This window comes from Psychrobacter sp. UBA6739 (assembly GCF_002453835.1).
Taxonomy (GTDB): Bacteria; Pseudomonadota; Gammaproteobacteria; order Pseudomonadales; family Moraxellaceae; genus Psychrobacter; species Psychrobacter immobilis_A.
This window is the reverse complement of record NZ_DKHR01000005.1, coordinates 73,490-84,724: the sequence shown is the minus strand read 5'-3', so window position 1 is coordinate 84,724 and position 11,235 is coordinate 73,490. Positions and strand designations below refer to the sequence as shown.

Annotated in this window: 10 protein-coding genes; 5 read left to right on the top strand and 5 right to left on the bottom strand. The window is 43.4% G+C overall.

The window, feature by feature from the left end:
* On the top strand, window positions 1-519 hold the full coding sequence (locus B2575_RS01725) for a MepB family protein (RefSeq protein WP_296239940.1): 519 nt from the start codon (window positions 1-3) through the stop codon (window positions 517-519).
* 80 nt (window positions 520-599) lie between these two features.
* Here B2575_RS01725 and B2575_RS01720 read toward each other — a convergent pair whose 3' ends face one another.
* The gene (locus B2575_RS01720; protein ID WP_045447249.1) at window positions 600-1,163 is read right to left on the bottom strand and encodes a hypoxanthine-guanine phosphoribosyltransferase; all 564 of its coding nucleotides are present in this window, start codon (window positions 1,161-1,163) and stop codon (window positions 600-602) included.
* 102 nt (window positions 1,164-1,265) lie between these two features.
* On the bottom strand, window positions 1,266-1,934 hold the full coding sequence (locus B2575_RS01715) for a hypothetical protein (protein WP_296239939.1): 669 nt from the start codon (window positions 1,932-1,934) through the stop codon (window positions 1,266-1,268).
* Between the two features lie 296 nt (window positions 1,935-2,230).
* Here B2575_RS01715 and B2575_RS01710 point away from each other — a divergent pair, with 296 nt between their 5' ends.
* The 3 genes from B2575_RS01710 to B2575_RS01700 all read left to right on the top strand — a co-directional run bounded on the left by B2575_RS01710 (window position 2,231) and on the right by B2575_RS01700 (window position 5,377).
* Window positions 2,231-3,910 (top strand): carbon starvation CstA family protein, encoded by a 1,680-nt coding sequence (locus B2575_RS01710; RefSeq protein ID WP_055125815.1) that lies wholly within the window; start codon window positions 2,231-2,233, stop codon window positions 3,908-3,910.
* Window positions 3,911-4,033: 123 nt separating this feature from the next.
* The gene (locus tag B2575_RS01705; RefSeq protein WP_045454674.1) at window positions 4,034-4,327 is read left to right on the top strand and encodes a cory-CC-star protein; all 294 of its coding nucleotides are present in this window, start codon (window positions 4,034-4,036) and stop codon (window positions 4,325-4,327) included.
* A gap of 33 nt (window positions 4,328-4,360) precedes the next feature.
* Window positions 4,361-5,377 (top strand): ArsA family ATPase, encoded by a 1,017-nt coding sequence (locus tag B2575_RS01700; RefSeq protein WP_296239938.1) that lies wholly within the window; start codon window positions 4,361-4,363, stop codon window positions 5,375-5,377.
* A gap of 38 nt (window positions 5,378-5,415) precedes the next feature.
* Here B2575_RS01700 and B2575_RS01695 read toward each other — a convergent pair whose 3' ends face one another.
* Entirely contained in the window at window positions 5,416-7,035 is a 1,620-nt protein-coding gene (locus B2575_RS01695; protein ID WP_296239937.1) for a DUF3482 domain-containing protein, read from the bottom strand.
* 130 nt (window positions 7,036-7,165) lie between these two features.
* On the bottom strand, window positions 7,166-8,530 hold the full coding sequence (locus tag B2575_RS01690) for a DUF2868 domain-containing protein (protein ID WP_296239936.1): 1,365 nt from the start codon (window positions 8,528-8,530) through the stop codon (window positions 7,166-7,168).
* Window positions 8,531-8,753: 223 nt separating this feature from the next.
* On the opposite strand from B2575_RS01690, the gene B2575_RS01685 reads away from it, so the two are divergent.
* The gene (locus tag B2575_RS01685) at window positions 8,754-9,545 is read left to right on the top strand and encodes an SDR family oxidoreductase (protein WP_296239935.1); all 792 of its coding nucleotides are present in this window, start codon (window positions 8,754-8,756) and stop codon (window positions 9,543-9,545) included.
* A 121-nt stretch (window positions 9,546-9,666) separates the two neighbouring features.
* Here the strand turns inward: B2575_RS01685 and B2575_RS01680 are convergent, their stop codons facing one another.
* Complete coding sequence (locus B2575_RS01680) at window positions 9,667-11,211, bottom strand: bifunctional 2-methylcitrate dehydratase/aconitate hydratase (RefSeq protein WP_296239934.1); 1,545 nt, start codon at window positions 11,209-11,211, stop codon at window positions 9,667-9,669.
* Between the last annotated feature and the right edge of the window lie 24 nt (window positions 11,212-11,235).

Here is an 11,235-nt window from a genome sequence, read left to right as displayed (position 1 = left end):
TTGTATACCTTTGATACTGTGCTAGAGCATATTAATGAAATTATTTATAAGCCCAACCAATTGATTATTGCTTCAACTCAAGAAGAACAACAAAATCTAGAATATGCTGCTGGTACATTTGAATTAATGAACAGACGGGCTGTCAAAACAGTTAGATTCAGAGTAGCTAAACAAACACCTACCAAAGTAGGGCAGTTCGTTACCTTTTGGGAAAAAGATTCCAAAGGTATTAATCAACCTTTTCAATATGATTCGTCACCAGACTTGTTAGTAATCACCGCATTTAAAGACAACCATACATTTGGGCAGTTTGTTTTTCCAAAAAATGTCTTGCTTAGACATAATATTCTTCAGTCTCATTTTACAAAAGGTAAGATGGGTATCAGGGTGTATCCTAGCTGGGATAATCCAACCAGTAATACTGCTAAGAAGACACAGAATTGGCAACTCGATTATTTCTTCGTGGTGACTGATACAAACATACTGCCTACAGAAAAAATACGGGCATTGTATGAGTAGCAAAATTAACAGTAAGTGCAAAATCCAAGCAATAAAAAAGCATCCAAATTGGATGCTTTTTTTGAACTCAAATGTAGAACTTAAACTTTGTCTTCTTTGATGGCATAGATGCCAGGCAGATGACGCAAATAACCATGGAAATCCATACCACAGCCATAGACATAACGATCTGCAACATTGATACCGACAAAATCAACATCAAAATCTTCAACTTTACGATCATGCTCTTTATTAAGCAACACACAACATTCAAGTGATAAAGGTTTTTCTTTGCTTAATTCTTCGACAACTGTTTTTAGCGTGATACCTTCATCAAAAATATCGTCAATCAGCAATACATGCTCACCTTCGATACTAACATCAGGTTTGAATTTCCAATCTAGCTCATTGGTGCCTGCATTATCACGATAGCGCGATGCATGAATATAATGCATGCGATGATAGAATGTCAAATGAGTCAATAGTTGACCAGCTGGAATAAGTCCACCATTCATAACAACCATAACGATTGGGTTTAAACCAGCATAATGTAGGTTGAGCTGGGCGGCAAGGCGCTCATAAGCAGCGGCTACTTCGATGCTACTGATAAGGCACTCTGAGTTGCGTAATGTTTTTTCAATTTCTTGGTTGCTGATTTGGGTCATCGGGTGCGCCTTCGGTAAAAAGTGCCGCTTATTTTAGCAAATTTTAGTGAATTTGCCCAATGCCATCTGTGTTTTGAGACAAAATTAATCAAATACTGGCATTTATTCTGGCTTTTCTACGATGAAAGGGCGGTAATAGTTTGCTAAACGATTTAAAGAGCGATCAGGTAGGTCGGGTAGCAACTTATTTAAGGCCATACTCATGCCTTTATCAATGGCGGCTTTGGCAACTGGGACAGCTTTGCGTTTAATCATGCCAAGCTTCAATGTTTCAGCATAGCGGCTGATAAAATGAGTCAATGTCTCTTCATTCATGGTTTCAAGCGCTTTTTTAAATACTTTCATATCTACTTGCTCAGGTGTGATAGCAGCAAAGCCTTTTTCGATGGTTTGCGCATCTACATCAGATAATTTGAAACCCACTCGTTTTACACCTTCGTTATCAATAAACGTCGCCCGATCTCTCAAGAAATGAAAGCTTGGCATCACTTCTTCGTTATTCTCTTTACCGAGTAAGATGTTAAGCAGCGTATCTGTTGCTTTTTCAACTGTGCCAACAATTTTGCGCATCGAGGCTTGACGTTCAGGGTTTGGAATAATATCTACCAATCCAATCAACAAATTGTCGATTAGATCACGTGCTGTTTGATGCGTCAGGGCATCACGATATGGGTAGTATTCGACCTCCTCATTTGAGGCAATCACTTGCTCAGCGTCAATGATTAATGCTTTCAATTTATCTGAAGGTACAAACCCAAAATAATGCGCCATGGTGCTTCCTTTATTTGTTGTTTTTCATGTTTAACCAGCGTTACATTTGTCGTTAAATCAGTTAGTATCTAAATGGGTTGCAGTCAAAGACTCACCATATGCTGACTAGTGACATGTGCTAACGATAGAATGCAAAGCCTTATTAATGGATGATGATACTACAGTACTTCTATAAACAGCCTTTGGACAGGTGCGCTAAGTCACTAGTCGCCGACTAATTTAACATATTTTTTATATTCTAAATTAAAAAGCTTGAACTTATAAGGCTACCTATTACTTGTCTAAGGAGAGATAAGATGAATAGTGCAATCGTGCTAGTGTTTGCTGTTGCCGCGATGCTTTGCGGTTATCTGTTTTACTCAAAATTTATCGCTACTAAAATCTTGGCATTGGATAACAGTATCCCCACGCCAGCGCACACTATGAAAGATGGGGTGGATTATATCCCCACCAATAAATACGTGCTATGGGGACATCATTTTACTTCAGTCGCAGGGGCAGCTCCGATTATTGGTCCTGCCATTGCCGTTATTTGGGGCTGGGTACCTGCTATCATTTGGGTAGTATTGGGCACGATTTTTATGGCAGGTGTCCACGATATGTCAGCTATTTGGGCTAGTATGCGCAATCGAGGTCAATCGATTGGCTCGATTGCCGGTACTGTCATGGGTACACGTGTGCGTAGCTTGATGATGATCGTTATTTTCTTATTATTACTCATGGTAAATGCGGTATTCGGCGTCGCTATTGCTAATATGATGATAAAAACCCCATCCGCTGTGCTACCTGTTTGGGGGGCTTTGATAGTCGCCTTTATTATCGGTCAGTGTATTTATCGCTATAAGATGAATCTGGTTTGGGTATCAATCATTGGGGTCACAGCTTTATATGGGCTTATCTATCTTGGTCCTATGTTCCCTGTCGTATTACCTGAGACATTCTTAGGCTTACCTGACAACGCTGTTTGGATTATTATTTTATTCGCCTATGCGGCAATCGCTTCTTTATTACCGGTTTGGATGCTCTTGCAGCCGCGCGATTATATCAATGGCTTACAGTTATTTGTCGGTCTGATTTTGTTATACGCTGCCATCTTTATTGCGACGCCGAATATTGTCGCGCCAGCGATAAACACAGCATTGCCAATCGGTACGCCATCTATGGTGCCTTTATTGTTTGTGACCATTGCTTGTGGTGCAATTTCAGGCTTTCATGGTTTGGTGGCAACGGGTACGACATCTAAGCAGATTGATAAAGAAGAGGATGTGCGATTCGTTGGTTACTTCGGTGCCATGGGTGAGGGCATGCTAGCACTTGGTGCAATACTTGCGGCAACAGCAGGCTTTGCAACCCTTGGCGACTGGCAAGCCGTTTATCAAAAATTTGGCGATGGCTCTATTGGTGCCTTTATTGATGGCGGTGCAACTATATTGAATGCAGGTGTTGGCATTGATATGGTTTTATCGCAGACGATGCTGACGGTAATGGCAGCATTGTTCGCTGGTACTACGATGGATACTGGGGTACGTCTGCAACGCTATATTTTCCAAGAGTTTGGTGAAATTTATAAACTGCCTGTTTTAAATAAAAGTGTGGTGGCAACATTGCTTGCTGTTGGTAGCTGTTTGTTATTAGCCTTTGGTGCTGGTGGCATCGATGGCGCTGGTGGTATGATTATTTGGCCGTTATTTGGCACGACAAATCAGCTCATGGCAGCCTTAACCTTGATGATTGTCACTGTTATCTTGTTACGTAAAGGCAGACCAGTATGGTATACCTTGGGGCCATTGTCATTCTTACTGGTCATGACGGTTTTTGCGTTATTGATTCAGCTAAAAACCTTTTTCAATGATGGTAATTGGCTGCTTATTATTATGGATATCATTATCTTGATAGCCACGATTTTAGTGACGTTTGAAAGTCTATCGGTACTCCGAAAAGAGTGGTCGATACACAGAGGCAAAAGTAACCTCTAAGCCATGTTAAATGCCTAGTTTGATACTTACTGAAATACGATAAAAACGCTAGCAGCAATTGCTGGCGTTTTTTGTCTCGTATAGGCATGATAGTTAATAGGCATCCGAAAAAGAAGCGCGATTATGGAAAACACAGATATAACAAAACCCATAAAAAATATCGAGCCATGGTGGCAAAGGTTTGCGGCTGGGCTAAACGAGTTTTATCATGCGCCTTATCGTCAAACGATGGCACGCGCCGCGCGTGATGAAGAAGATTTTTTCATGCTACTCATGTTTGCGGAAAGCTTGGGTATCGACAATCCGGCAAGCTTTTATACATTAGAGTTGCAGCCTTTGTTTTTAGAAAACTTCCATGAATGGCATACCAGAATGGGTATGGATAGATGCCCTTTTGACCACGTAGGTTGCTGCTAGTTTCCTTTGAATTCATTAAAATGAGATACAAGTATGGCATTACACCCTTTACCCGCATTGGTAGAGCAACTGGCACAGCAGCCGATTATATTTATCGGTGGCAAGGGCGGTGTCGGTAAAACCACTACTGCCGCCGCACTTGCCAGCTATTATGCTAATCAAGGCAAAAAGACACTGATTGTCTCGACCGATCCAGCACACAGCTTGGGCGATGTGTTAAACGTCCCACTAAAAAACCAAAAAACAGCAGTAACTTCTTGTCTAGATGCTATTGAACTAAACCCTGACGTCATCGTTGATGAGCATTTTGCCCAAGTTGAACGCACCATTACTTCTTATGCCAATCCAGACATGATGCCAAAAATTCGCGAGCATCTACGGCTATCAAAATCAGCGCCTGGCGCACAAGAAGCCGCCATGCTCGAATCTATGTGCCAGCACTTGGTTGCAGCAGCAGATGCCGGCTATGAGCATATTATTTTTGATACCGCACCGACGGGACATACACTGCGTTTATTAGTGCTGCCTGAAATGATGGGTGCGTGGACGGATGGGCTACTGGCACAGCAGCGAAGGCAAGCAAAACTTCGCTCAGTGGCAAATCATTTGGGCGGTCATGAACAAGACAATAACAAAAATGATTTAGCCAATCCGTTTGCCGAAAAAAAGAATGATCGCTGGGAGCAAGCAGTATCTGTACTAGAAAAACGCAAGCAGCTGTTTCGTCAGGCAGGATTGCTACTGCATGACCGTACACAAACCGCCATTGTATTAGTGATGACGTCTGATGTATTGCCACTGGCTGAAACAAAGCGAGCTATAGAGCAGTTAGAAGACAGTAAGCTCATGCCAGCCGCAATCGTTATTAATCAGTTGATAGCACCAACTCAGTCTGATGATTTTTGGCAGCGTCGTGCTGAGCGCCAACAACAATTAATGCAAGATATTGAGCAAAGCTTTCCCAAGTATCCGCTATACCCAATATATCTGCAACAAACGGACGTACGCGGCACTGATGCATTGAGTGCTTTATTACACCCATCTCCTTAAACAATCATATCTATCACTTTAGTCAAAATTGGCGATCATTACTCAGGTTTATATGACTGTAGCTTACTAGCCAGCGACCATGCCATATCTGCTCGTAATAGCTGCGCTTGTTCAGACTTACCACTACTGAGTGATGACCATTGCGGTTTACCACGAGCTTTCTTGAGCTCACTTGGCAATTTATGTGTCGGCCATGGTGTGACAGTGGTGCTTTCGTCATCTAAAGACTGTTCAATACTGGATTTCTCACCTTTATACAGCAATTGCGTGGCATCAGTTGCTGCATGACCACGATGACGTAGGGCGGTGAGTAAATCTATCGAGCGAGTGGCCAGTAGTGTCAACGTAGCAGGATCGATATACAAACGTTTTACCCCAGTGATTCTATCGGCAATACTACTGGTATTAGATAACAGCCCACCTGCGATACCGCCAATGGCAGCACCCAACCCCAAGGTTGTACCAAGTGCTGCAGCATCGATGCCAAGACCCAATAACGCGCCAGCTGCCGCGCCAGAAGTGGTGCGAATACCGTAACTTTTTAGCAGCTCAGGGTCGAACGGATCTTGTTGATAGGCTTTTAGCTCAAGTGGCGTTGCTGCTACGTCATTGTCATAAAACTTATATAAATTGAGCAAGTTGTTCTGCATCGCCCGTTCACTCTGTCTCACCGCTTCTTGCATTTGCTGTAATACTGGCATTGGGTCGTCATCTTCACTAATCTCGCGCACAAATGATGCGACATTTAACAAAAAGTCCGCAATGATAATGTTGGCCTCGTCATTTAGCTGTGCCCAGTCTTCAGTACGACGTGCCATCAACTGCTCAAGCATCTCAGAGTGTGTAAGCATAGTGGCTAAATTCTGCCATAAGCGCATTTCATCTGCAAACTCAAAAGCCACGGAGTCAAAGCGTGTAGAAATATGCAAATTACGACGCGCTAGCATCGTCTGCCACTCATCTATATTGGCATCTTGAGCGTCAGTGAAATTAAATACTGGCATGACAGGAATCGCTGCCCAAGATAAAATAGCTAACTCGTCTTTATATTTACCGAGTACTGGCTCACGTGCATCGACGACATAAATAGCCATATCACTTGCCAACAGCTGCCGAATTACTTTGGCCTCTTGGCTATAGTCCTCATTGCTATTTAGTGCCTCACCACCTTGGGCAATGTCTGCTGCCAAAAACTGTTGCAAACGCTCAATGCCATCACGCCGACTGGCGGTATTGTCCTCTAACCAATCCATCAATCCTGACGCATCTTCTAAACCCGGTGTGTCATACAATACCACCAACACTTCACCCGTTTGGCTGTCTGTTAATTTGGCTTGCTCTACATGACGGGTAGTTGCGGCTTCGTTTTTGACTTCACCAAAATAGACGTCACGCAATAGGGTACGCAATATAGAAGTCTTACCCGTATTGGTATGACCAACGACCGCAAGCTTTAGTGCCTCACCACTAGCGATAGTTTTCCTTGTCATACTTGTCGTTGTTGTTAATGGTTCAGCTGATAAAGGTTGATTGTCTTGAGTTACAGCTGATTTTAAAGTGCTGTTTACGGTATTAGGGGTTGCCTCATAAGCCTTATCTGCAAAGAGACCAGCAGGCTTATTGTGTTCATAATTCTCTTTTTTATTATCATTATTCATAATATCGTCTTATATTTATTAATGATCAAAACATACAGTGGCTTTTATTGTAGAACAAATTATGTGCTATTCCGGTATTAATACTAACCATATTTCTTAAGTAACTGATAATCCCATTTTGGCTAGTCAATCAAGTATTCACTAGACCAATGTTGCGGGCAGAGAGTGCGGTTTGCCACTGCTGATAACGAACATCTTGATGGTCTGCAACCTGATTGGTTAAGTCTAAAGCGCTTGCATCACTCAGCAGCTGCACGATGAGCCCATCTTTAGCGTGAGCAGCGATTTGATCAAGTTTACGCAATGTGCCACGGTCAGGTAAGGCTTTATGATGAATACCAAGTAAGACCTGCACTGGATGACTGTCTAAATACGTCTTCAAACGTGCCATATCATCACGATCATCAACGATACCGAAATTCTCTATCTCATTATTATTAATATTGGCATCCAGACCTGCAAGCCACCAGTTATTCTGCTCTGCTGGATACTCAAGCAAAGCAACCAGCTTCTTGCCAGCGCTGACATTAGCTTTTGGCGCAATAGGAACGGGCACTTCATTAAAGTCATCAGCATCTACCACCTGACATTGCCAAAAGTTTAAAATCTTTTGATAATAAGGCTGCTTGATGTCCAAACGCATCTTTTTACGACGGAACATCAATGCACAAAACGCCCAAGCAATCGCTCTTGGTACAATACCGTACATCAGCAAACTACCAACCAATAAGCCTGCCCATTGCCGCGCAACAGTCAATGGCATCGCATCAGTCACCAAGCGACTCTGTACAATAGCGTTGCTATTTGGCACATCGAATCCCACCATACTTGGTAACCAGCCAAGTACCTGTGTCAAAGTAATTAGCGCTTGATCGGATAGTAAAGTCGACTCCCAGCTAAAGCTATACTGACGCACAATCAACAGGAAAATAATCGCCAGCAGCATGCCTGTCAACGTTGCCAGCCATAACTGATGACTAAAGCGCCCCAAATACCAGCGCATCCCACTATGCTGTAATTGGCGCTCGTACAAGTCGACTGCTGCCTTGGTAACATCATCCTTGCCACGTATCAGATAACTGGGACTGACAAAATTGGCAAACCAATTCGAAGACTGCTTGCCTTGATTAATCAGGGTCATCACCAGCCAGCCTAACAGCATAATGGTATGAAAACCCAGTAAGCAAACCAAGACATAAAAGAAATTCACCACATTGGTCTGTAGCAAGGTGAATAATCCCAAAAATCCCGAGAGACACCACACCACGCTCATGACCACCATGATGCCTTTGATACGCCCGTCAATTTTGCCCAATACTCGTGCCAGCGCACCATTACTATCGATGCGTGAGGCTCGGCGGTGCAATTTTTGAATGGGTTTGCCATCCTCACCTTGCAGCTTTTCCGTGATAAGTAGCGGGTCAGTGGCAAAGACATGTTGCTGCGTCTCAAGCGTACGTACCAGCTCAGTCAATTGATCTTGGGGTGATAGCATAATGCGATAACATCCATATAAAGGCGTTTATGTAGGAGATAATTCTTGATTATTGTAGCGTATATATTAGGACACACCTTCGCCAAATGTTAAAAAATGAACATTTATTAAGCATTTTTATCATGGTAAAGACAATAAAACTCAGCCAAAATGAATAATGAACAAAATGATAATGACAAGGGTGAAAAAAGGCTGTTAAAGAGAATCCAAAAAAGGAATCATCATGAATAACAAAACATATCTAATCGTTGGTGGTACAGGCGGCATTGGTAGAGCGATGATTGAGCAATTAGTAGATGGCACTGCCAGTGACAATAAGTATGAGAATGCGAATACCGATAATGGTGGAAAACAGGGTATTCATGTCTTTGCGACTTATCATCGCAATGTACCTGATTTTGAGGCTGACAATCTGCATTGGATATCCATGAACCTCTGCGACGAACAGAGTATCCAACAAGCAGCCGAGGTTATTCAGCAGCAAACCACTCATATTGATTGGATTATCAACTGTGCAGGGTTATTACATACGGCGACGCAGCAGCCAGAAAAAGCGCTGCGTCAGGTTGATACTGAGTTTTTTTTACAAAATATGCAAGTGAACGCCTTAGCCAGCTTACTCATTGCCAAGCATTTTAGACCACTATTAGCCAAAGCTGCGCGTAGTAATGACAAGCCCGCAATCTTTGCGACGATATCCGCGCGCGTTGGCAGTATCAGTGACAATCAGCTGGGCGGATGGTATAGCTATCGTATGAGTAAAGCGGCACTCAATATGGGCATGAAAAACCTGAGTATTGAATGGAGTCGCTCGCTTAAAGACGTGTGCGTGGTTGTCATGCAACCAGGAACGGTAAATACGCAACTATCAGCCCCTTTTCAAGGCAATGTGGCCGAAGGTCAGTTGTTCTCGCCAGCCTACAGTGCGGAATGCTTATTAGAAGTGCTTAACCGTATGACGACGTTGCAATCAGGCAGTTTTGTTGACTGGGCAGGGGAATCCATACCTTGGTAGCTCTAAATGATTGAAACGTTCACAAAGCCAATTCAAGAGATAAAAATAGGGCGTGTCCTTAATATGAGAACACGCCCTATGTTATTGATAAGATAAGGTTTGTTTTTAGATAGGCAAATACTTAATTCGCCATAAACAAGTCCATAAACTCATGTACAGGTGTGTGCTCTAAGCGGGTTTGATCACTACAAAGCGCAAAAATATCCTGACAGCGACTGTCGATAAATCGCGTTGCTAAACTGGCACGAAACTTGGCTTCTAATATCGGCAAGCCCTCAGTACGGCGGCGCTTATGTCCGATAGGGTATTCGACCACAACCTTGTCGGTACTGCTACCATCTTTAAAAAATATCTGAATGGCATTGGCAATCGAGCGCTTGCTTGGGTCATGGTAATCTTTTGAATAACCCGCATCTTCTTCTACGATCATTTTTCGGCGTAGACCATCGATCAAAACATGGTGCTGTGCATGATAATCGTCTTCGTAGTTTTCTGCCATTAAATCGCCAGTGAGCAGAGGCACCGCGACCATATATTGCAAACAATGATCGCGATCCGCAGGGTTGGCCAATGTGCCTTCTTTAGAGATGATTCTAATCGCGGATTCATGAGTGGTCAGGACAATTTTTTCAATATCGTCGATTCTGTCATCAATGCGTGGATGTAAAATAACAGCAGCCTCACAAGCAGTCTGCGCATGAAACTCGGCAGGAAAGCTTAACTTAAATAAAATGTTTTCCATCACGTAACTGCCAAACTCACGCTGGAAAGTAAAATGACGCTCGTTTGCAGGTTTAAGGGCTAAGTCTTTATTGGTATGGCTAAACAATACATCATAAAACCCCCACTGCGGTGCAGAGAGTGCCCCAGGGATACCCATTTCACCGCGACGAGTAATGTCAACCAAGCGTACCGCACGACTGGTAGCGTCGCCTGCCGCCCAAGATTTACGGCTACCGGCATTGGGTGCATGACGATAGGTACGCAACGCCTGACCATCGACGATCGCCTGCGAGATGGCAGCCATGATACGCTCACGTGGCAATTTATAGAGCTTGGCGACCACAGCGGTAGAGGCCAATTTAACTAAAAACACATGATCAAGACCCACACGGTTGAATGAGTTTTCGAGTGCAATTACCCCCTGAATCTCATGTGCCATAATCATAGCCTCGAGTACCTCACGTATGGTTAATGGCTGATGATTGCGACTGACACTTTGTTGGCTAATATAATCGGCGACCGCTAGGATACCGCCTAAATTGTCCGAAGGGTGTCCCCATTCAGCAGCCAGCCACGTGTCATTATAATCGAGCCAGCGCACCATACAGCCGATATCAAAGGCGGCTTTGATAGGATCTAGTCTGTGGGCTGTACCCGGAACGCGCGCGCCATTAGGTGTAAGCTGATCGGCACAATCAGGACCCAGATGCTTAGTACATTCAGGGAAACGTAGCGCAAGCAGACCGCAGCCAAGCGTATCCATCAGACAGTGACGTGCAGTATTCCAAGCATCTGCGCTATTGGGGGAGTCGTTATCTATCGAATAATTAAGCACATAATCAGCAATCTTTTGAATCTCAATGTCATATTCTGGACGGACATTGCTTTCTACCGTTGCATCATTTTTATTTGAATGTGTTGTATCTGAATTATCATTTGACATGGTTGTCTCCTCTTCCTTGAGTAT

Excerpts from the sequence above, each read along its gene's own strand:
- B2575_RS01720 (WP_045447249.1), bottom strand. The coding sequence starts at position 1,163 with ATGACCCAAATCAGCAACCAAGAAATTGAAAAAACATTACGCAACTCA.
- B2575_RS01700 (WP_296239938.1), top strand. The coding sequence starts at position 4,361 with ATGGCATTACACCCTTTACCCGCATTGGTAGAGCAACTGGCACAGCAG.
- B2575_RS01680 (WP_296239934.1), bottom strand. The coding sequence starts at position 11,211 with ATGTCAAATGATAATTCAGATACAACACATTCAAATAAAAATGATGCA.
- B2575_RS01695 (WP_296239937.1), bottom strand. The coding sequence starts at position 7,035 with ATGAATAATGATAATAAAAAAGAGAATTATGAACACAATAAGCCTGCT.
- B2575_RS01690 (WP_296239936.1), bottom strand. The coding sequence starts at position 8,530 with ATGCTATCACCCCAAGATCAATTGACTGAGCTGGTACGTACGCTTGAG.
- B2575_RS01685 (WP_296239935.1), top strand. The coding sequence starts at position 8,754 with ATGAATAACAAAACATATCTAATCGTTGGTGGTACAGGCGGCATTGGT.
- B2575_RS01715 (WP_296239939.1), bottom strand. The coding sequence starts at position 1,934 with ATGGCGCATTATTTTGGGTTTGTACCTTCAGATAAATTGAAAGCATTA.
- B2575_RS01710 (WP_055125815.1), top strand. The coding sequence starts at position 2,231 with ATGAATAGTGCAATCGTGCTAGTGTTTGCTGTTGCCGCGATGCTTTGC.
- B2575_RS01705 (WP_045454674.1), top strand. The coding sequence starts at position 4,034 with ATGGAAAACACAGATATAACAAAACCCATAAAAAATATCGAGCCATGG.